This is a genomic window from Micromonospora arborensis, from assembly GCF_003205615.1.
Taxonomy (GTDB): domain Bacteria; phylum Actinomycetota; class Actinomycetes; order Mycobacteriales; family Micromonosporaceae; genus Micromonospora; species Micromonospora arborensis.
In genome coordinates, this window is sequence record NZ_PYBV01000030.1 from 187,067 (window position 1) to 208,518 (window position 21,452).

15 protein-coding genes are annotated in these 21,452 nt (G+C 69.8%); 6 read left to right on the forward strand and 9 right to left on the reverse strand.

Going from position 1 to position 21,452, the window contains the following annotated elements:
- The first annotated feature begins 123 nt into the window (after nt 1-123).
- Complete coding sequence (locus C7C45_RS23570; RefSeq protein ID WP_110565877.1) at nt 124-948, forward strand: SAM-dependent methyltransferase; 825 nt, start codon at nt 124-126, stop codon at nt 946-948.
- Nucleotides 949-965: 17 nt separating this feature from the next.
- Here C7C45_RS23570 and C7C45_RS23575 read toward each other — a convergent pair whose 3' ends face one another.
- The 3 genes from C7C45_RS23575 to C7C45_RS23585 are packed head-to-tail and all read right to left on the reverse strand — an operon-like array spanning nt 966 to nt 6,623.
- Nucleotides 966-3,839 (reverse strand): FAD-binding and (Fe-S)-binding domain-containing protein, encoded by a 2,874-nt coding sequence (locus tag C7C45_RS23575; protein WP_110565878.1) that lies wholly within the window; start codon nt 3,837-3,839, stop codon nt 966-968.
- Nucleotides 3,840-3,864: 25 nt separating this feature from the next.
- The gene (locus C7C45_RS23580) at nt 3,865-5,049 is read right to left on the reverse strand and encodes an anhydro-N-acetylmuramic acid kinase (protein ID WP_110565933.1); all 1,185 of its coding nucleotides are present in this window, start codon (nt 5,047-5,049) and stop codon (nt 3,865-3,867) included.
- An 11-nt stretch (nt 5,050-5,060) separates the two neighbouring features.
- Nucleotides 5,061-6,623, reverse strand: coding sequence for a sodium:solute symporter (locus C7C45_RS23585; protein ID WP_110565879.1), 1,563 nt, complete (start codon nt 6,621-6,623; stop codon nt 5,061-5,063).
- A 388-nt stretch (nt 6,624-7,011) separates the two neighbouring features.
- On the opposite strand from C7C45_RS23585, the gene murQ reads away from it, so the two are divergent.
- The gene (gene murQ / locus C7C45_RS23590) at nt 7,012-7,905 is read left to right on the forward strand and encodes an N-acetylmuramic acid 6-phosphate etherase (protein ID WP_110565880.1); all 894 of its coding nucleotides are present in this window, start codon (nt 7,012-7,014) and stop codon (nt 7,903-7,905) included.
- A gap of 124 nt (nt 7,906-8,029) precedes the next feature.
- On the opposite strand, the gene C7C45_RS23595 is transcribed toward murQ, so the two are convergent.
- Nucleotides 8,030-9,148, reverse strand: a complete 1,119-nt coding sequence (locus tag C7C45_RS23595) for a serine hydrolase domain-containing protein (protein ID WP_110565881.1) — start codon at nt 9,146-9,148, stop codon at nt 8,030-8,032.
- A gap of 131 nt (nt 9,149-9,279) precedes the next feature.
- On the reverse strand, nt 9,280-10,518 hold the full coding sequence (locus C7C45_RS23600) for an MFS transporter (RefSeq protein ID WP_110565882.1): 1,239 nt from the start codon (nt 10,516-10,518) through the stop codon (nt 9,280-9,282).
- 143 nt (nt 10,519-10,661) lie between these two features.
- On the opposite strand from C7C45_RS23600, the gene C7C45_RS23605 reads away from it, so the two are divergent.
- Nucleotides 10,662-11,927 (forward strand): prolyl oligopeptidase family serine peptidase, encoded by a 1,266-nt coding sequence (locus C7C45_RS23605; RefSeq protein WP_110565883.1) that lies wholly within the window; start codon nt 10,662-10,664, stop codon nt 11,925-11,927.
- Between the two features lie 364 nt (nt 11,928-12,291).
- On the opposite strand, the gene C7C45_RS23610 is transcribed toward C7C45_RS23605, so the two are convergent.
- Complete coding sequence (locus C7C45_RS23610; protein ID WP_110565884.1) at nt 12,292-13,179, reverse strand: NmrA/HSCARG family protein; 888 nt, start codon at nt 13,177-13,179, stop codon at nt 12,292-12,294.
- Between the two features lie 102 nt (nt 13,180-13,281).
- Between C7C45_RS23610 and C7C45_RS23615 the strand changes: the two genes are divergently transcribed.
- Nucleotides 13,282-13,761 carry a MarR family winged helix-turn-helix transcriptional regulator gene (locus tag C7C45_RS23615; protein ID WP_110565934.1) on the forward strand — a complete coding sequence of 160 codons (480 nt, stop codon included), beginning with the start codon at nt 13,282-13,284 and terminating at the stop codon, nt 13,759-13,761.
- A gap of 84 nt (nt 13,762-13,845) precedes the next feature.
- Here C7C45_RS23615 and C7C45_RS23620 read toward each other — a convergent pair whose 3' ends face one another.
- Nucleotides 13,846-14,397, reverse strand: a complete 552-nt coding sequence (locus C7C45_RS23620) for a LuxR C-terminal-related transcriptional regulator (RefSeq protein ID WP_280101390.1) — start codon at nt 14,395-14,397, stop codon at nt 13,846-13,848.
- Between the two features lie 85 nt (nt 14,398-14,482).
- Here C7C45_RS23620 and C7C45_RS23625 point away from each other — a divergent pair, with 85 nt between their 5' ends.
- Entirely contained in the window at nt 14,483-15,190 is a 708-nt protein-coding gene (locus C7C45_RS23625) for an alpha/beta fold hydrolase (protein WP_110565885.1), read from the forward strand.
- 97 nt (nt 15,191-15,287) lie between these two features.
- On the opposite strand, the gene C7C45_RS23630 is transcribed toward C7C45_RS23625, so the two are convergent.
- Nucleotides 15,288-16,856 carry an alpha/beta hydrolase-fold protein gene (locus tag C7C45_RS23630; protein WP_167454808.1) on the reverse strand — a complete coding sequence of 523 codons (1,569 nt, stop codon included), beginning with the start codon at nt 16,854-16,856 and terminating at the stop codon, nt 15,288-15,290.
- 700 nt (nt 16,857-17,556) lie between these two features.
- Between C7C45_RS23630 and rph the strand changes: the two genes are divergently transcribed.
- Nucleotides 17,557-20,154 (forward strand): rifamycin-inactivating phosphotransferase, encoded by a 2,598-nt coding sequence (gene rph, locus C7C45_RS23635; protein ID WP_110565887.1) that lies wholly within the window; start codon nt 17,557-17,559, stop codon nt 20,152-20,154.
- On the opposite strand, the gene C7C45_RS23640 is transcribed toward rph, so the two are convergent.
- Entirely contained in the window at nt 20,146-21,450 is a 1,305-nt protein-coding gene (locus C7C45_RS23640; RefSeq protein ID WP_110565888.1) for a glycosyltransferase, read from the reverse strand. The genes rph and C7C45_RS23640 overlap by 9 nt on opposite strands.
- Nucleotides 21,451-21,452: the final 2 nt, after the last annotated feature.

Here is a 21,452-nt window from a genome sequence, read left to right on the forward strand (position 1 = left end):
GAGTGGTACCGCCGGGCGGCGGACGATCTCCACCGCGGCGGGGACGACGACGGGCACACCGCAGCGACGTTCCTCGATTATTCTCGATGCTGGATCATCGAATTCCACACGGGAGGGCGCCCGATGGCCGCGGATGAGGTAGCACCCCCTGGCGTTGACATCTCCACCCCGAGCATCGCCCGGGTCTACGACTTCATGGTCGGCGGCAAGGACAATTTCGCGGTCGACCGGATGGTCGCCCAGCGCGCGCTGGAGATCGCGCCCGACGGCCTGGAGGCGGGGCGCGCGTGCCGGGCCCTCCTGCGCCGGGCGGTGCGTTACCTGGCGGCCGAGGCCGGCATCCGGCAGTTTCTCGACATCGGTTCGGGGCTGCCCACTGAGACCAACGTGCACCAGGTCGCGCACGAGGTCGATCCGGCGGCGCGGGTCGTCTACGTCGACAACGATCCGTCGGTGCTGGTGCACGGGCGCGCGCTGCTCGCCGGCGACGGCACGACTGCGCTGATCGAGGCGGACATCCGTTCCCCCGAGACGATTCTCGAGCACCCCGTGGTGCGGGAGAAGCTCGACTTCACCCAGCCGATCGGTCTGCTGCTCTTCTCGGTCCTGCACCACCTCAACGACCCCGAGGACCCGGGCGGCGTCGCGGCGACCCTGCGGGACGCGCTGCCGCCCGGCAGCCACCTGGCGATCACGCATTTCTGGGATCCGGCCGAGGAGCATCCGGAGACGTCCGCGAGGGTGCGCGAGTCCGAGCGGGTGTTCAACGAGAGCCTGGGCACCGGGCGCTGGCGCCGCCGTACGGAAATCGAGGCCTTCGTCGGCGACTTCGAGCTGATCGAGCCGGGGCTGGTGCCGCTGGCCGAGTGGCGACCCGACGGCGAGGCCGTGGCCGAGCAGAAGGAGACCTACTACACCATGCTCGCCGGGGTGGCCCGCAAACGCTGACAGCTGCGGGCCGCTGGCTACGCTGGCGGCTCGACCGCCTCGACGAGAACTTCGAGCACGTGTCGGTATGGCTGCCCGGTGGCCCGGCTCATGCCCATCTCGCAGGTGCGGTTGCAGGAGGCGTACGCGTCGTACCCGCGCTGGTTGACCTCTGCGGCCTGAGCTGCGGTGGCGCTGGCGGTGACCTCGGGATGCAGGAGCCCTCGGTCGCCGGCGAAGGCGCAGCACCCCCAGCTGTCCGGCACGGTCACGGTGTCGGCGACCGCCCAGGCCACCGTGCGCAGGTCGTCGATGCCGCCGAGGTGCACGGTGGAGCAGGTGGGGTGCAGGGCCAACGAGCCCACCCGCCGGGGCTCCGGCAGGGCCGGCAGGAGGTGTTCGGCGGTGAAGGTCACGCTGTCGACGAAGCGCAGAGCGCCGTAACGTGTCCGGTCCTCCTCGGCCAGCGCGTCGGTCAACTGGGACAGCCCGTGCGTGCAGGATGACGCGTCGCACACGACGGGCAGGCGACCCTGGTCGCTGGCCGCCCAGAGCGCCGCCAGGGTCCGCTCGGCCATCTCGCGGTGGCCGGCGGGGTAGCCCTTGGACTGCCATGGCGTTCCGCAGCACAGGCCAGCGGTGCCGGTTGGTACGACGATCGGCACTCCTGCCAGTTCGCACAGGCGCAGGAACGCCGCCGCCGAACCGTCGGACGCGCCGTCCTCCGGGGCGAAGATGCTGCCGATACAGGCCGCGAAGAACACGGCCTGGGCGTCCGGTGCGCTGCGGGGTGCGGGGCGGGGAGCACCGGCGCGCGGGATGTCGTCGCTCCACAGGGGTACGAGTTCGGTGGCGCCGAGCCCACGGATCGCCTGAGTGGCGGCGCGGGTCAGTGGGGTCGGTACGGTGTGTGCCGCGTTCAGTCCCACCCGGACGCCAGCCACGGCGGTCTTCCAGTGCTGGGCGGCACCGCGGGCGGTGTGCTGGGCGAGAGGGCTGTGCCGCTCGGCGCGCAGCCGTTTCATCGCTGCGCCGGTGTCGATGCCGACCGGGCAGGCGGTGACGCAGAGGCTGTCCGCGGCGCAGCTGTCCACCGCGCTGTACGCATAGTCGCTGGTCAGTTCCCGGCGGCGCTCCTCGTCGCCGGCGGCGGTGGCGAGGGCGATCTGCCGTTGCAGGACGATGCGCTGCCGGGGCGTGGTGGTGACGTCGGCGGTGGGGCAGACCGGCTCGCAGTAGCCACACTCGACGCAGGCGTCCAACTTGGGGTCGACCGTCGGGACGGCCTTGAGCTGCTGCAGGTGCACGGTCGGGTCGTCGTTGAGCAGCACCCCGGGGTTGAGCAGGCCGCTCGGGTCGCACAACCGCTTGAGCTCGCGCATCACGTCGTACAACTCGTCGCCGTACTGGCGGCGGACGAAGGGGGCCATGGCCCGGCCGGTGCCGTGCTCCGCCTTGAGTGTTCCGCCCTCGGCCAGCACGAGATCGACCATGTCGTCGGTGAACCGGGCGTAGCGATCGATCTCGGCCGGTGTGTCGAAGGACTGGGTCAGCATGAAGTGCAGGTTGCCGTCGCGAGCGTGTCCGAAGATCACCGCGTCCGGATAGCCGTGCCGGTCGAACAGGCGGATCAGACCGTCGCACGTGCCGGTCAGGCGCGACATCGGCACCGCGATGTCCTCCAGCAGGGCCGTGGTGCCGGGCGTGCGGGCGCCGGCGACCGCGGTGTATAGACCCTTGCGCAGGTGCCAGAGCCTGGCCCGTTCGCGCGGGTCGTGGGTCAGTTCGGTGCCGGTGACGGCGGGCAGGCGGTCGAGCGCGGGCCGGGCGTCGGCCAGCGTCGCGGCCAGCCGCTCGGCGCTGTCCTCGGTGAACTCCACCAGCAGCGCGGCGTGCCCGGTGACCGTCAGCCCGCGCAGGGCCCGGCTGGCGTCCGGGTCGCGCTGGCTGACCCGCAGGGCGGCCGCGTCGAGCAGTTCGGCGGTACGGGCACCGGCGGCGAGCAGGGCCGGCAGTGCGTCGGTGGCGTCGGTGAGGCGGGGCAGGATCAGCAGGCCGGTGGCGGCATGTTCGTGGATCTCGACGGTACGGAAGACGGCCTCGGCCACGAAGCCGAGCGTGCCTTCGCTGCCGATCATCAGGTGGGCGAGCATGTCGACCGGGCTGTCGTGGTCGAGCAGGGAGTTCAGCCCGTACCCCATGGTGTTCTTCATCGCGAACAGCCGCTCGATGGTGGCGCGCGACCCCGGTGTCGCGCGCACCCGGTCGCGCAGTCGCAGCAGCCCGGCGTGCAGCTCGGGCTCGTCGGCGCGCAGCCGGTCGTCGGCGTCGCGCGCGGCGGAGTCGACGACGGACCCGGATGGGAGGACGAAGCGCAGCGACTCCATGGTGCGGTACGCGTTGTCGGTGGTGCCGCAGGTCATCCCGCTGGAGTTGTTGGCCACCATGCCACCCACCGTGCAGGCGGCTTCGCTGGCCGGGTCCGGGCCGAGCCGGCGGCGGTAGCGGGCCAGTCGAGCGTTGGCCTGCCGGATCGTCAGGCCCGGTTGGAGCCGGATGCGACGGCCGTCGTCGAGCACCTCGGCCTGCCGCCAGTCGGCGCGGACGTCCACCAGCACGCCCGCGCCGCCGGCCTGCCCGGCGAGGCTGGTGCCGCCGCCGCGCAGGGTCAACGGCACGCCGGCCTCCCGGGCCCCGACCATCAGCGCCCCCACCTCGGCCGCCGATGCGGCGCGAACCACGGCCTGCGGCTCGAACAGGTACGGCGAGGCGTCGTGCGCCGCCGCCAGCCGCCGGGGCAGCTCGGTGCTGGCCCGGGCCGGATCCTCCAAGCGGGCGCGCAGCAGCTCGGCGACCTCGCGGGCGTGGACGTCGGCCGCGGTCGGCGCGGGTACTCCTACGACGGGTCTCATCGGCGGGTCCTCCCTGAAGGGGTGGTCAGTCGGCCACCGGCGACGCGACGATCCGCAACCGGTGCGGAGCGGTGCCGACCGGGTCCGGCAGCCGCAGCGGCTGACGGCCGGGAGTGATGCTGCCGAGCACGGAGGCGTGCCGCGCGCCGGTGCCCGAGGGCAGGGCGCCCGGCAGCCCGTGCACGGTCAGGTAGCCCAGCAGCGCGAAGGCCAGCGCCTCCTTGGCGTCCGATGCGACGCCAAGGTCGTCGCTGGACGACAGGTGGACGCCCGGCAGCTCGTCGGCGATCATGCGCATCAAGGTCGGGTTGTGTGCGCCGCCGCCGGAGACGACGAGCCGGGTGACGCCGTGGTCGCGGCAGGCGCCCGCGACCGTGACCGCCGTCAGTCGGGTGAGCGTGGCCAGCACGTCCTGCGGATCCGGCGTGGGCGCGTCGGCGAGGGCGGCGAGCAGGTAGGGCAGGTGGAACAACTCCTTCCCGGTGCTCTTCGGGCCAGGCAGCCGGTAGTACGGCTCGTCGAGCAGCCGCCGCAGCAGGACCGGGTTCACCTGCCCGGCAGCCGCGCCGCGCCCGTCCCGGTCGTACTCCTCGGTGCCTCCGCTGAAGTGGCGCACAGCGGCGTCGAGGAGTGCGTTGGCCGGCCCGGTGTCGAACGCGAGGGGGTCCGCGTCCGGCGCGACGACGGTGATGTTGGCGATGCCGCCCAGGTTCAGGGCGGCGGGGACGCCGGGTAGGCCACGTAGCAGCAGCGCGTCGAAGAGGGCGACCAGGGGAGCGCCCTGGCCGCCGGCGGCGACGTCGCGGCTGCGTAGGTCGGCCACGACCGGAAGGCCGGTGGCCTCCGCGATCCAGGCCGGCTGACCCAGCTGGAGAGTGCCACGGACCACCCCGTCCTCGACCCAGTGGTGCATGGTCTGGCCGTGCGAGACGACCAGGTCGGCGTGGCCGCCACACAGTTGGGCGAGAGCCCGCACACCGGCGTCGGCGAAGGCCTGGCCGATGCCGGTGTCCAGCACGCAGATCGCCTCGGTGGTGGTCGGGGCCGGCGGTAGGGCGGCGGCGATCCCGCTGCGCAACCGCTCGGGGTACGGGTGGCTGAGCCGGCCCAGCGGTCGCATCCGCAGGGTGTCGCCGTTCAGGTCGAACTCGGCCGCGGCGGCTTCGATGCCGTCGTAGGAGGTTCCGGACATCAGGCCGATCACGCGCATCAGGTCCTCCTTCACGCCCGTCCGGCGGGCGTCGCCGCCGGTTCTTCGGCCTCGTCGGTGCGCCGGTGGTCGTACGGCGTCGCCGGGGCCGCGTGGAACCGGCTCGACACCGCGCCGACGAGCAGGGTGATCAGGACACCGATCGGCACCAGCCACTGCGCGGCGATGGCGGTGGCGGTGGTGGTCCCGGCCGTCGTCACATCGATCTTCACGTAGCGGACGATGTATGTCATCACCGCCACGGTGACGAGGAAGGCGATCACCGCGTCGACCTGGTTGGCCCGCTGGACGAGACGGCCGAGCAGGAACGCCCCGAGCAGTGCCCCGTAGGTGTAGCCAGCGATGGTCAGGCCGGTCAGGTACACGTTTCCGGTGCTCGAGCTGAAGGCGCAGGCGAAGATCGCCATCAGCACCGCCCAGACCAGGGTCATCACCCGGGCGAGCCGGAGCATCACGTCATCCGACGGGACCGTCCGGAAGAAGCTGTGGATGAAGTCGGCGACGGTGGAGTTCGACATCGAGTTCAGCGCCGACGACAGCGAACCCATCGCGGCGCCGAGGATGCCGGCCACCAGTAGACCCGAGATGCCCACCGGCAGGGCGTGCAGGATGAAGCTCGGGTAGAGGTTGTCGCTGCTGGCCAGGCCGAGTTCCTTGAAGGTCTGACCCTTGTTGTACGACCACAGCAGCGCGCCGACCAGGGAGAATGCCGCGAACTGGATGACCACGAAGATGCCCGAGGAGATCATCGCCTTCTGCCCCTCGCGAAGCGTGCGGGTGGACAGGATGCGCTGGACGATCAGCTGGTCCGACCCGTGGCTGGCCATCGCGAAGATCGCGCCGCCGATGATCGCGGTCGGCAGGGCGAACGGGCTGGTGAGCACGTGCGCGAGCGTGAAGTCGGTGTCGAAGAGCTGGAACTTGCCGGCGTCCAGCGCCTGCGAGTAGCCGTCGAAGCCGACGGCGTGGCTGAGCACCGCGATGGCCAGGATCGCCCCGCCCAGGTAGAGCCCCATCTGGATGGCGTCGGTCCAGATGACCGCCTTGATGCCGCCGAGGTAGGTGTAGACCACCGTGATGAGCGTCAGAACGATGATGATGGCCTGGTAGCCGACCTGAAGGCCGAGCTCGTCGAGGAGCAGCTTGATGGGGATGGCCGAGGCGAACAGCCGTACGCCCTCGGCGAGCAGGCGGGTGAAGACGAACGTGACGGACGCCAGGCCCTGGAGTTTCAGGCCGAACCGTTCACCGAGGTACTGGTAGGCGCTGACGAAGCCGCCCCGCTTGTAGAGGGGGATGAGCACCGCGGCCACGACGACGCGACCGATGACGTAACCCAGGGCCAGCTCGACGTTACCGAATCCCTGGCCGCTGTAGGCGCCACCGGGCACGCTGATCACGGTCAGGACGCTGGTCTCGGTGGCGACCACGGAGAACGAGACGGTCCACCACGGCAGCCGACCCTCGCCCACGAAGTAGTCCTTGGCGGATTTCTGCTTGCCGGACAGCCGCAGTCCGACGAAGGCGATCACCACGAGGTACAGCACGATTACGACAAGGTCGAGTTGACGCACAGCTCACTCCCAACCAGCGGTTGTCAATAAGTGACGTGGGACCAGGGTAACGCGAAACTTTTTGCCACTGCCGGTCCGGGCTGGCTACGCTGTGGTCCCAGCCTGCTGATATGGGGGAAAGGGTGGCCCAGCAGAACGTGCCCGGCGGCCGGGAGCCGGCACCGGACGCGGCCCGCAGCGACATCTCGGGCACACACCATCACACCGTGCCGCCGAGGCTGGCACGGTCGAAACGGCGCGTTGTCGGCGTAGTTCTGGCGAACCGCCGACGCCCGTCCCCACCTGCCCTCAGCCTGGCCGCCGCGAGCACGCGCTCGACGTCGACCGCACCGGCGAGGCACCACCCGCCGGCCGGCGACTGAACACCAGCGAGAGGAACGAACAACCCGTGGACCTCAGCACCCTCGGCACCGAAACCCGCAACGAGAAGACCACCGACCTCGACCGGATGTCTCCCACCGAACTGCTCCTCGCGATGAACGACGAGGACCACTCGGTCGCGCAGGCTGTCCGTCGGGCCGTGCCGGACATCGCGGCGGCCGTCGACGTCGTCGTGGCGTCACTGCGTCAGGGCGGGCGACTGATCTATCTCGGTGCCGGCACCAGCGGCCGGATCGGCATGCTCGACGCCGTCGAGATCCCACCCACCTTCGGTACGCCGCCCGGCCGAGTCGTCGGCCTGCTCGCCGGCGGGGCGGGAGCCTTCGGCGTCGCCGTCGAGGGCGCGGAGGACGACCCGGCCGGTGCCGTCGCCGACCTCGACGCGATCGGCCTGACCGCCCGCGACACGGTGGTCGGGCTCGCCGCCAGCGGCCGGACCCCGTATGTGGTCGGCGGGTTGGCGCACGCCCGCGTGCTCGGAGCGGCGACCGTCTCCGTCGCCTGCAACTCCGACGCGGTGATCAGTCGGTACGCCGACGTCGCCGTCGAGGTGCCCACCGGCCCCGAGGTGCTCACCGGCTCCACCCGGCTCAAGGCCGGCACCGCCGAGAAGCTCGTCTGCAACATGCTCTCGACCGCCACGATGGCCCGGCTCGGCAAGGTCTACGGCAACCTGATGGTGGACATGAACGCCACCAACGAGAAGCTCGTCGACCGGGCGCGTCGGATCGTCGCCGAAGCCGCCGACACCGATCTCGACACCGCCACGCGGGCGCTCGCAGCGGCGCACGGGCACGCCAAGACGGCCATCGTGCTGCTGCTGGCCAACTGCACCGCCGAGGAGGCCGCAGCGCGCCTGCGCGACGCCGACGACGACGTCCGGGCGGCCGTCGCGGCCTGACGCAGGAAGGCCGCCGTGGGTACCGCGGCCTGACGCAGGAAGGCCGCCGTGGGTACCGCGGCCTGACGCAGAAGGGGCGCCGTGGGTACCGCGGCCTGACGCAGGAAGGCCGCCGCGCCGGTGGTCATGACCAACCGCAGAGGGCCTTGTCCAGGAACGCATCGACGGCGTCGTCGGGGTTACCCTGGAAGTCGGGCGTGAGCATGACTGTTACCTGCCGGCGTCTGTCTTCCGTCGAGTACGACCAGGACTGGTAAGCGAGGGCATCGCCGTCGTTGCCGTACACGCGAACCCCACACGAGGTGTCCCGCCACCACGCCAGCCCGAGTCCGTACCTGCCGCTCTCGACACCCGGTGTCTTCATCTCGGTGAGCAGGTGATCCGGCAGGAGGCGTCCACCGAGCAGCGCGGCGAAGAATCGGTTGAGATCGCTCGTCGTGGAGATCATCTCCCCGCCCGCGCCGAACACCGAGGGGTTCATCTTCGTGTAGTCGAGGAGGTCGCCGTTCCGACTTGTCGGCAGGTAGCCGTGCGGATGTGGACCGGGAATGTGCGGGGATGCCCCCGGTACCGACGTGCCGCGCAACCGCATCGGTCGGATGACCCGGCGCTCGATCTCGTCGCCGTACGACTGGCCGGTCACCCTCTCGACGAGCTGACCGAGCAGGAGGTAGGCAGTGTTCGAGTACGCGAAAGCCGAACCTGGCGGTTCGAAGGTCGGCGGGTTGGCCACCGCTCGCTGAACGAGCTCGGCAGCGCGCCAGGTCCGCCAGCGGTTGGCGAAGAAATCCGGCTCGGGTGGCATCGGTAGCGTGCCCACATAGTCGTACAAGCCGCTGGTGTGGTTCAGCAGTTGACGCACGGTCATCCGGTGACCGTCGGGGACGACTCCCGGCAGCCAGAGTTCGGCCGGGTCGTCCAACCGCAGTGGACCCTCGTCGACGAGTTGCAGGACGACGACGGCGATGAACGTCTTCGTGATGCTGCCGACCCGGAATCGACCATCCACCGGGGCCGGGCGCGGCTTGCCCAGCGTGGCGACACCGCTGCTGCCTCGCCACACGCCGTGCTCGTCACGCACCTCCGCCACGGCGCCCACCGCGCCGGCGGCGACGACGTCGTCCAGCCGTGTCTGCAGCCCGACGCGATTCGCTCCCGGAGATGCCGCAGTGGCAACTGTCGGCGTCGCGATCACCGCCAGAGCTGTCGTCGCAGCCAACACCGCCCGATGCACCCGTCTCATCCCGACCTCCCCGCGAGCAGTTCGTCGAGATTGAGCCTGACCGAGTTGGTGCGACGGGCATATCCGGGAACACCCGGGGTCTCCCCGGACACCCATCGGGGGTCGGCCGCTCCGCCGTACCGTCGGGCTGTTCACACCCGTGCTTCGGCAGGTGCCGGGGCGGGGTCGAGCGGCAGGTCACGCATCCGGCGGATCGGGGTCGACAGATAGATGATCGGGGAGAGCGCGGTGAGCGTGCCGAAGATCAGCAGGGTCGTGCGGGCGCTGAGCGGCCCGGCCAGGACGCCGGCGAGCAGACCGCCGAGCGGAATGGCGCCCCAGGAGACGAACTTGACCGTGGCGATCACCCGCGACAGGAGTTCTGGCGGGCTGGCGAGCATCCGGTACGTGCGGGTGGTCACGCTGAGCACCACCGTGGAGCCGGCGAAGATGAGGTTCCCGACGGCGAAGGCGAGATAGGCGGCGGTGCCGGTGCCCAGCGGGATGATGAGCGCGCCGACCACGCCGACGAAGGCCGCGATGATCAGACCACGTGCGGTGCCGAACCGGTCGGTGAAGCGGGTGGTCAGTGCGGCGCCGATGAGCGTGCCGAGACCGTCGGCGGCGATCAGCACTCCGACCAGGAGCGGCGATGCGTGCAGCTCGCGGAACAGATAGAACGGAAAGAGAGCCAGCATGGCGCCGTTGACGAAGTTCGTCGCGGTGGCATCCCACATGGCCGGCCCGATGATCGGGTGTCGCAGCACGTAGTGCCAGCCCTCGCGGATCATCGTGACCATCGGTGGCCGCTCGTCCGGTCGCTGCACCCGCCGGGCGGGCAGGGTACGCAGCAGCACGGCGGAGACCAGGTAACTGACGGCGTCCACGAGCAGCGTCGGCACCGCACCCAACACCTGCACCGCGAGCCCGCCCAGGGACGGCCCGCCCAGTTGGGTGGCGGCGTGCGTGCCGGAGGTGAGGCTGTTGCGCGCCTGCAACTGGGCGGCCGGCACGATCTCCGGTAGGAAGGTCTGGTTCGCCACGTCGAACAGCACGTTGGCGAAGCTCACGACCAGGGCGACGGCGACCAGTTGGGCCACCGTCAGGGTGTCGTACCACCACGCCAGGGGGACGGACGCGATGGCGAGGGCCCGGATCAGATCCAGGGCGACCTGCATGCCGCGCAGCGGCATGCGCTGCACGATCACCCCCGCCGGCAGACTGATCAAGAGGTACGCGAGATAGCCGGCCGCCGTGATCAGTCCCATTTCGAAGGCCGACGCCTGCAGCACGACCAGCGCGGTCAGTGGCAGGGCCAGCCCGCCGACCGCCGAGCCGAGGTGACTGGTCGTGCCGGCCACCCACCAACGCCAGAACGCGGTAAGTTCCATAATGGAACTCAATATAGCGGTGGAGGGGTGGACGGTCGACCCTGCCTGATCACTCGTGGCGGCACCGGTTGCGAGCGGATCTCGGCGGCGTTACGTTGAGATCTCATCGATGAACGTCTACGCCGCAAGGTACGGGGGCTCGCATGTCCACGTCTGTCACTCGTCGCACCGTTCTGGCCGGTGGGGCCGGTGCCGCCATCGGCCTGGCCCTGCCCGGCCTCGCCGCCCACGCCGGTGGCCACCACCCCACCAGCGTGCGCTTCACCCTCGACGCGAGAACGCTCGACGGCGGCGAGCAGGTCGCCTCGGTCACCCTCGACACCAGCCGGCTCGGGCCGATCGACCCGGCCGGGCTGACCCCCGGCACGTTCAGCGTGCACGCCAAGGCCACCAGCCCGATCCCGATCGCTACCGGCGATCAGATCTTCAGCGAGTACGACCTGGACCGTACGGTGACCGCGGCCCGGCTCGATCGGCACGGCAACATCGTGCTGGAGCTGAGCCACGCCGAAGGTCAACCCGGCGGCGGCACGCTCGGCTACATCCTGAGCAGGGGCCGCAACGTCCGGCTGGACCTCGTCTACACCATCACGCAGAACACCCCGATCGCCCGGCGTAACGGCTCGCCGCTCACCATCACGCGCTTCGTGCAGGGACGGCTGTCGAACCCCGAGGTGGACGCCTTCAGCTACCACGTCTCGGGCTCCGGCCTGAAGTACCGGCTGTACTCTCCCGACCACGCGCCCCGGCACGGTCGGCGGCCGTTGATCGTCTGGCTGCACGGCGGCGGCGAGGGCGCCTCGCTGCCCGACGACTACTACGACAACGAGACCACACTGCGCGCCAACCGCGGAGCGCTCGGCTTCGCCACCCCGCAGGCTCAGCAGATCTTCTCCGGCGCGTACGTCGTCGCTCCGCAGAGCACCTCCTACTGGATGGAGGACGGCCCCCGGTTCGCCCCGCTGATCCGCGAGATCGTTCAGGACCTGGTACGCCGCAAGCGTGTCGACCCCGACCGGATCTACGTTGTCGGTTGCAGCAACGGCGGCTACATGTCCCTGGAGATGACCGTTGCCTACCCCGACCTGTTCGCCGCGTCGGTGCCGATCTGTGGTGTCGTCGAGCCGCTCGGCGGGGGAGGCCCGCCGCTGATCACCGATGCGGGGCTGGCAAGGATCCAGACCCCGACCTGGCTGGTCACCTCGCGCGACGACGACACCGTGCCACCCGAGACCAACACGATCCACGCCCATGACCTCATCCCGGGATCGCTGATCAGCCTGTACGACCATGTGGTCTGGGACGGCTACCAGTTCCCCGGCCACTGGTCCTGGATCTACGTGGCCCGCAACGACCCGAGCCTCAACGGCGTCCACATCTGGCAGTGGATGGCCCGCCGTCGTCGGTGATCTGCGGTCGGGTCCAACTCACGGGCCTTGATCCGGGCCCGGCCGTGACCGGGAGAAAAGAGCGGCCGCCCGAGCCCAGGTGGCCGCTCTTTCTCGGGCCAACACCAGGTCAGCGTTGAGTTGACCCGCGTGACGTTGCTGATCGTGTTGTTCGCCCCACCGCAGGGGCTCTGGGTGATGTTGGTGCCGCTGACGGTCAGATTCTGGAACCGGATGCTGGAGGAGATCGGGAACTCGGGTCGGTTCCGGGGAGTGGCAGCGGCATCTGTCCTCCGTGAGGTTCGTGAGCGACCGTTGGTCGGTACGGCAGCGCCGGCGGCGCGCCGTGGCCGGGCCCACAGCGTCGCCGGCGACGTGAATTGCTTCAGTGGCGGCGGTTCGTGGTTGCGGCGGACAGCAGCGTGGGCCAGTCCTGGGCGGCGGCCCAGTCGGCGAAGCTGTGCCAGCCGACCTCCGGGTAGTCGCGGTGCAGCACGGCAACGTCCACGTCCAGGCCGACGGTAGTGAAGTAATCGAACATGGCCGCCAGGTCGGTGGACCGCTGTCGGACCTGGACCAGGGGCACCTGCTGGTGGGTGATCGCGCAGCCGATGGCGGCGGCGAGGACTTCGGCCATCTGGGCGGGGGTGCGCTCGTCGGAGGCGATGTCGATGCGACGGCTGGCGAACTCGGCGGAGCGCTGTAGGACGAGCGCGGCGAACGCGCCGATGTCGGCCGCCGGGATGAGGGTGAGCGGCCGGTGGGCCGGCATTGGCCAGGCGAAGGTGCCCGTGCGCAGGCCGTCGAGGGTCCAGCCGGTGGCGTAGTTGTCCATGAAAGCGGCCGGCGCGATGACCGTCCAGGGCACGCCGGAGGCGCCCAGGTGCTGTTCGACCAGGTGCTTGCTCTCGTAGTGGGGGACGCCGGTGCCGCGGTCGGCGTGCGCGACGGTGGTCAGCACGATGTGGCCGAGGCCAGCGCCTGCTGCGGCGTCGACAAGAGCCTTGCCCTGCCGGACCTCGGTGGCAAGGTCGGTGCCGAACGGTGTGGTGACCGCGAACAACGAGTCCGATCCGGCGAGGGCGTTGTCGAGGGAGGCGCGATCGTCGAAGTCGGCCTGGCGCACCTCGGCGCCGAGGTCGCGCAGGGCTTCGGCGGCTGGCGAGGTGGGCTGGCGGGTGAGTGCGCGTACCCGGTGGCCGGCCTTCAGCAGGGCGCGGGCGGTGGCCCCGCCCTGCGCGCCGGTGGCTCCGGTGACGGCAACGGTGAGCATGAGTTCTCCAGGAGGTAGGATAGCTGCGTGACGCATTAACTGCGTCACGCAGCAGATTAGGTGAAATTGCTGCGTCGCGCAACTAGTTGGGATGTGCCGCGGATGACCGCAACGCGCCGGACCCGGTTGTACGAGGAGTTGTCGATGGCGTCCCGCCGCTATCTCGCCTCGTACGTGCTCTTCAACCAGGCCATCGCCGACCACCTCGGGCTGCACCCGACCGACGTGCAGTTTCTGAGCCTGCTCTCGGCAGCGCCCGAGCCCCGCACGGTGCGAGAGATCGCCGACATGACCGGCCTCACCACGGGATCGGCCACCCGCCTGGTCGACCGCCTCGAACGTGGGGGCTATGTGAAACGCACACCCGACCAGGAGGACCGGCGCCGGGTGCTGGTCACCCCGGTGCCAGAACGCCTCGACCGTGTCACCGCGGTCTGGGACGACCTGGGCCAGTCCTGGCAGGCGATCCTCGAGGACCACACCGAGGAGGAGCTTGAAGTGATCACCCGTCACATGCAGCGAGCCGATGACCTCAGCCACGCCCAGATGCGTCGCCTGCGGTCCCGACCGAAGCCCGCCTGAGGCCACGGCCCGCCAGGGTGCTCGCGAGGGTGTCGCCCAGCGCGAGGACGCGGCCGTCGTTCTCGACCTACCAGGTGAGCGCGATCAGGGGGTGACCAGGCCGGTCCGGTACGCGACGACGACGGCCTGAACCCGGTCGCGCAGGCCCAGCTTGGCCAGAATCCGGGCGACGTGTGTCTTCACGGTCGCCTCCGACAGGTGTAGGCGACCGGCTAGCTCGGCGTTGCTCAGGCCCTGGGCCAGGAGGCCCAGCACCTCCAGCTCACGCGGGGTCAGGGTGCTCAGGTCCCGGTGGATCGCCGGCGGGTCGGTGTCGCGTTGGGCGAACCGTTGTACGAGCCGCCGCGTGATCGCCGGTGCCAGCAGCGCGTCGCCGGAGCGGACCAGCCGGACGGCAGCCACCAACTGCTCCGGGGTGACGTCCTTGAGCAGGAAGCCGCTGGCCCCGGCGGTCAGCGCCGCGTACACGTACTGGTCGAGGTCGAAGGTCGTGAGCATGATGCTGCGGGGTGCCTCGCCAACGCCGGTGAGGATCTGGCGGGCGGCCGTGAGGCCGTCCATGTCCGGCATCCGGATGTCCATCAGCACCACATCGGGCCGGTGTCGATTGCCCGTGAGCGGCGGTGCCAGGACCACATGTTTCACCCTCGCGTAACGGGTATTCAGGCGCACCGGCGCGGCCGGAGGGTGAACAGCGCCACGGAGTAAGGGAGTTCGCGTCATGCCCGATCCGCAGCCCACCATCGTTCTCGTACACGGAGCGTTCGCCGAGTCGGCGAGTTGGAACGGTGTGATCGACCGGCTGGGCGCCGCGTACGACGTGGTGGCCGCCGCCAACCCGCTGCGGAGCGTCGCAGCCGACGCCGCGTACGTGCGGGACGTGGTACACGGGATCGGCGGTCCGGTCATCCTCGTCGGCCACTCGTACGGCGGCATGGTGGTCACGCAGGCCGCAGCCGACGAACCGTTGGTGCGGGCTCTCGTGTACGTCAACGGCTTCTGCCCGGACACCGGTGAGTCGGGGCTGTCGCTGTCCGGGAAGTTCCCCGGCAGCACGCTCGCCGACACGCTGGTGCAGTACCCGGTGTCGACCGGCGGTAACGAGGTCGCGATCGGCCAGGACGCATACCACCAGCAGTTCGCCGCCGACGTGTCGACCGACGTCGCGGCGCTGATGGCGCGGACCCAGCGGCCCATCACCGAACAGGCCCTGGGTGACGGGCTCTCCGGCGACCCGGCCTGGCGGTTGCTGCCCAGTTGGTTCGTGTTCGGGGACGCCGACATGAACATCCCGGTCGCCGCGCACCGGTTCATGGCCGAGCGGGCCGACGCGCGGGGCCAGCGCGAGGTCGTCGGCGGTTCGCACGCGATGGTGGTCTCCCGGCCGAGTGAGGTCGCCGAGACGATCATCGAGGCCGTCCGGGCGTGAGCGTCTGACGTTCCGGCGAAACCCGACGCGGGAAGTCGCCCTGGACCGCGGACGGTGGGCCGACGACGGGAGGTCGCCGGCCCACCGTGCCTGCTGGCTACCGAACCCGTAGCTGCTGGTGGACCGCCGCGGCGGGGGCGTAGTTCGGGTCACCGGAGTAGGCGACGTGCACCGGGTACACCCCTGCCGACAGCCCGGTGGTCGGCAGTTTGACGACGGCTGCGCCGCCGGTCAGCGGAACCGCCTGCGTGGTGCCGCCGAAGGTCACGGCGATCTCACCGGTCACCTTCGGAGCCTTCTCGTGCTTGGCCTGTGCACGCACATCGACGTCCAGCGTGAACGTGCCACCGCGTACGACCGACGCGGGTGTGGCTTTCGCCTTCACCACGACTCTGGCCGTGCCCGGAGGCGTGTCGGCGCCCGACCACAGGTAGTCCCTCGCGAAGATCGTGAACAGTTGGCCCGCCGTCATCCCGTCGTGCGCGCCGGGGACCTGGGTCGTCGCGGCGGTGAACCCGTGCGCCCTGAAGTTGTTCGCGATGGCGTTCTGGGCGTCGAGGCTGCCCTCGAAGACACCGTTGCCGAGGAACACGAGGAGGTCGTCGTCCCCGACCGCGTCCGCGATGTTGTCGTAGTCCGCTGCGGTGAGGGACGGGTTACCGGAGAAGTGTCCATAGAAGCCGAACGTCGTCGGGTAGTTCTTGATGACGACGCCACCGGTCATCCCGCCGTAGGAGAAACCGGCGTAGGCACGCCCCTCCCGCTCGGTCGAGACGTTGTAGTTCGCCTCGATGAGGGGAAGGATCGTCTGGACCAGGTTGTTGGCGGCGTTGGTCTGGTTGTAGGAGGCGAAGCCGAGGCTGGTACCCGTGAAGTGGTTCCCCATGGTGACAACCACGGTGGGCTCGATCTCGCCCCTGGCCGTCATGTTGTCCAGGATGTTCGGGACGTTCGCCGGGACCATGAAGTCGGTCTCGTCACCGAAGATGCCGTGGGCGAGATACGCGACCTTGTACGGCTCGGCGCGGTCAGGATCGTAGTTGGCCGGCAGGTAGACGCCGAGGTAGTGGCCGCTGTCGCCCAGGATCGTGGTGTAGGGGACGTACTGGACGGTGCCCCGCTTCGAGGCGTCCGCCATCGGCAGCTCGTAGGCGGCACGCTCCTTCAGCACCGGGTCGTTCTGCTTCTTGGCGTACGGCACGTACACGGTGTCGAGAACGTCGTTGTTCCGCACCCGGAACGAGGACTCACCCGGGGGCCGAGGGGCCGTCGAGGCGGGATCCCAGATGCGCTTGTTCACCCAACCCTGGGTTGGGTCCCAGACCCGGTACCAGTAGCTGAGGCCTCCGGCGTGCAGCGGGACGGAGACCGACCAGTTTCCCTTCGAGTCCTTCGTCATGTCCCGGAGGAACTCGGTGCCGCCAGCGTGGTAACGCCCCGGCTGCCACTCCTCCGGCTGGTACCGCGTGGTGCCGGTATCGAGGTCGAGCAGCGTCAGGTCGCCGGCAAGGCGTACCTGGGTGGCGTTGGGGTTGTGGTAGACGAACTTCACCGTGTACCCGGTCGGTGAACCGCGATCGGCGATGACGGTCGCACCTTGGGCGGCCGGGGGCCTGCCTGCGGCGGCAGCCGGCGTGGAGCAGATGGTGCCTGCGCCGAGTGACATGATCGCGAGCAACGAGATCGCACGGCTGAGCCTGCGTCTTCCGATCGCTTTCCTCATCTGAGCAACCCCTCTGTGGTCGTGTGGCGTCCGGCGGTGGTCGGTACTCAGTGGACAACGGACTCGCTAAATCGAATTAGCAAGGGGAGTGTGGCTGGGTGCGCTCGTCGATGTCAAGATCCGTCGCCGCCGTCCGTGTCATTTCGGCTTGGTGCCGCTGGAGCCAGGGAGCAGCCGACGGGCGGTGCTCCTGGCCGCCGGGGGATGCTCGCCGGGTGCTCGCGGCAGCCCGAGGTCGACAAGAGCGCTCAATATCTCCCGCGGCGGCCCGCCGATCTTCCTGACCCCGACCGATCTCCGCAGTGCTCCTGGCCCTGGCCGTGGCAGCGCTCGTTCTCGCCGTCGTCCCGGCGATCCACCGAAAACGCGAGATCGTGTTCGCCGAGGAGGAGTAGGAGTCGGTGGCTCCCCGCCTCCTGGGCGTCCTGCGCCTGGGCGGCGGGAGAGGGGGCAAAAGAAAAGGCAGGAGATCTGACTCCCTGCCACTTCTAACATATAGCGCACCGGGGGGCTTGCGGCAAGACCCGGGTCTTGCCGCAGAATCGGCGGCCGGATACGGCACCGACCAAAAACGGGGGTACGACGTGGGCGGGTTTTCAGCCAGTGCGGCGCAGCGGCACGCGGTTGCCGCGGAGGTGTCCCGATGACCGAGCAGTACGTGTTGGATCTTCAAGAGGTTGACGAGACGCAGGTCGCGCTCGTTGGCGGCAAGGCCGCGAACCTGGGCGGGCTGTCGCGGATCGACGGCATCCGTGTGCCGGCTGGCTTCTGCGTCACGACGGCCGCCTTCCGGCGGATCATGGCGGAAGCGCCATCGATAGAGGATCGGCTCGATCAGTTGTCGCGGCTGAACCCGGATGACCGGGAGGCCATCCGCACGCTCAGCGCGGAGATCCGCCGCATCATCGAAGGGATCGCCATTCCGGCCGATCTCGCTGCGGCGATCACCCGTCCGCTCGCCCTGCTCGGCGAGCAGGCCGCCTATGCCGTGCGGTCCAGCGCGACGGCGGAGGACCTGCCGACGGCCTCCTTCGCGGGCCAGCAGGACACGTACCTGAACGTCGTGGGCCCGGCAGCGATCCTCCAGCACGTCGGCCGGTGCTGGGCTTCGCTGTTCACCGAGCGCGCCGTGACCTACCGCCTGCGAAACGGCGTCGACCACCGGAAGACCCACATGGCCGTGGTCGTGCAGCAGATGGTCGTCCCGGATGCGGCAGGCATCCTGTTCACTGCCGACCCCGTCACCGGCAACCGGAAGGTCGCCACCGTGGACGCCAGCTTCGGCCTCGGCGAGGCACTGGTCTCCGGACGGGTGAACCCGGACGTCTTCAAGGTGCGTGACGGCGAGGTCGTCGCCAGGACGCTCGCGGCCAAACAGCGTGCCGTGCACGCCCTGCCGGACGGCGGAACGCAGGAGGTGACGATCGACCCGCAGCGGCAGGAGCAGCCGGCGCTGACGGATGCGCAGGTCGTGCGGCTCGTGCAGCTCGGGCGGCGGATCGAGGCGTACTTCGGCAACCCGCAGGACATCGAATGGTGCCTGGCCGAGGATGACTTCCAGATCGTGCAGAGCCGGCCGATCACCACGCTGTACCCCATCCCCGCTGCCAGTGACCAGGAGAACCGCGTCTATCTCTCCGTCGGCCATCAGCAGATGATGACCGACGCCATGAAGCCACTCGGGCTCTCCATGTGGCGGCTGACGGCCATGACACCGATGCACGAGGCCGGCGGGAGGCTTTTCGTCGACGCCACCCGGCTCCTGTCCTCGCCCACGAGCCGCGCCGGCTTCCTGAAGATGTCGGAGAAGTCCGATCCGCTGACCAGGGACGCGCTGGAGACCATCCTCGATCGCCACGACTTCGTCCCGGCGCTGCCGGACAGCGGTCCCGTCGGGCCGACGGTCGGCGGTGCGCCCGCCCCGATCGAGACCGATCCGGCCATCGTCACCGCGCTGATCGAGCGCAGTCAGGCGTCCATCGCCGCGCTGCGACGCGACATCCAGACGAAGACCGGACCGGCGCTGTTCGACTTCCTGCTTGAGGCGTTCAAGGAGCACAAGCAGGTCCTCAGCGATCCCTTGAACATCCAGGCGATCATGGCGGGGATCGACGCCACCACCTGGCTCAACGACCGGCTGGGGGAGTGGCTGGGCGAGAAGAACGCGGCCGACACCCTCACGCTGTCGGCCCCCGGCAACGTCACGTCCGAGATGGGACTGGCGCTGCTCGACGTCGCGGACGTGATCCGCCCGCATCCGGAGGTGGTCCGGTTCCTGGAGCGCGTCGAGGACGACGGCTTCCTGGATGAGCTGCCCAAGTTCGAGGGCGGGACCGAAGCGCGCGACGCCATCGAGGCCTACCTCGGCCGGTACGGCATGCGCTGTGTCGGCGAGATCGACATCACGAGGCCGCGTTGGCGCGAACGCCCGACCACGCTGGTGCCCGTGCTCCTCGACAACGTCAGGACCTTCGAACCGGGCGCAGCCCAGCGGCGCTTCGAACAAGGACGGCAGGAGGCACAGAGGAAGACGCAGGAGGTGTTGATGCGACTGCGCGCACTGCCGGACGGGGAGCAGAAGGCCGACGAGACCAAGCGGATGATCGACCGCGTCCGGACCTTCATCGGCTACCGGGAGTACCCGAAGTACGGCATCATCAGCCGCTACCTCATCTACAAGTCGGCCCTGCTCCAGGAGGCCGAGCGCCTCGTGCAGGCCGAGGTGCTCCCCGCGACGGAGGACGTCTTCTACCTCACGTTCCAGGAGTTCCACGACGTCGTGTGCTCGAAGCAGGTGGATGCCACGCTCATCCAGCAGCGCAAGGACACGTTCCGGTCCTACCAGGCGCTCACCCCGCCTCGGGTGCTGACATCCGAAGGTGAGGCCATCACCGGGGCGTACCGACGCGATGACGTGCCAGCCGGCGCCCTGGTCGGCCTACCCGTCTCCGCCGGGACCGTCGAAGGGCGTGCCCGCGTCATCCTGGACATGGCCCAGGCCGATCTCGAACCAGGCGACATCCTCGTCACGGCGCACACGGATCCGAGCTGGACGCCCCTCTTCGTCTCCATCGCAGGCCTGGTGACGGAGGTTGGCGGACTGATGACACACGGCGCGGTGATCGCACGGGAGTATGGCCTGCCGGCTGTCGTCAGCGTCCTGGACGCCACCCGGCTGATCGCCGACGGGCAGCGCATCCGCGTGCACGGGAGCGACGGCTACGTCGAACTTCTACCGTGACCCACCACTCGCGTCGACGATCTCGGCGATCGCGTCGAAGGGGTCGTGCTGGCCGATCTCCTTGGCCATGATCCCCGCCTGGGAGCGGTAGCCGGGGTCGTGCAGCACCGCCTGCACCGCGGCGCGCAACTCGGTCGTCCCCGGGGTGCTGGTGCGCAGGTTGATGCCGGTGCCGCTCCACTCGACGCGGGCCGCGACCTCCGGCTTGTCCTCGCTGGCACCGGCGACCACGAGTGGCACTCCGTAGTGCAGGGCGGTCTGCACCCCGCCGTACCCGCCGTTGGTGACCAGCGCGTCGGCGTGGGGGAGTAGCCGGTCGAACGGTACGAAGCTGGCCAGCCGCACGTTGTCCGGCACGTCGGTCAGGGACTGACGTACCAGGTCGGGGCCGTCGTCGCGGACGGTGGCGGCCACCACCAGGACGTCGAGGTCGGCGAGGGCGCGCACCGTGGGGATGACCAGTTCGTTGAGGTCGGTGTTGGCGACGGTTCCCTGGGTCACGACCACCACCAGCCGGCCGCCGGACAGCTCGGACCACCATTCCGGCTGGGTGTAGTCGCTGCTGGACGCCGGAGGAAGCGTCCCGACGAACCGTAGGTGCTCCGGAAGGTCGTTGCGGGGGTACTCGAAGCTGGGCACGGTCAGTTGCAGGTAATGGTCCGTACGGCGAAAGGGCGCGTCGAAGAGGTAGTCGGGCATCGTCACGCCCAACGACGTGAGCGTCGCCTCGCCGAACCTTTGCAGGTCGGCAAAGATCTGGCGTACCTCAGCGTTCATCGCTCGGTTGCCGGCGCGTGCCTCCTCGCCGGGTGTAGGCAGCATCCCCGTCCCGAACGGGGGAGTGTCCTCGCTCTGGATCAGCAGGGGGACGGTGCCGAGTGTCACCAGCGTCGGGCGTTCCTCCCGCGCGGTGCGGAGGTGGAGTACCGGTATCGACCAGAACCCGAGCTCACCGAGCACCACATCCGCGGGGAACGTCGCCAGCAGCGCCCGTAGACCCCGCACCTGCGCGGGCAGTTGGCCGAGGAAGAAATTCTCGAAGTCGAACGACAACTGGGCGGGCCCTGGCGGCAGCGTGGCCCGCGCCGGGAAGAGGGTGTCCAGGTTGCGGTCGTCGAGGTCGGCTTCCGGCGGCAGCGCCTGGAATCGCGCCCCGATCGCCAGAGCGCGCTCCTCGAACCGGGATCCGGTGTACACGACCACCTCGTGACCACGCCTGACCAGGTCCGCCGCGACCGTGAGGACCGGGCTCACGTGCCCCTGGAAGGGGGTCGCTCCCACTACTACCTTGGCCATGC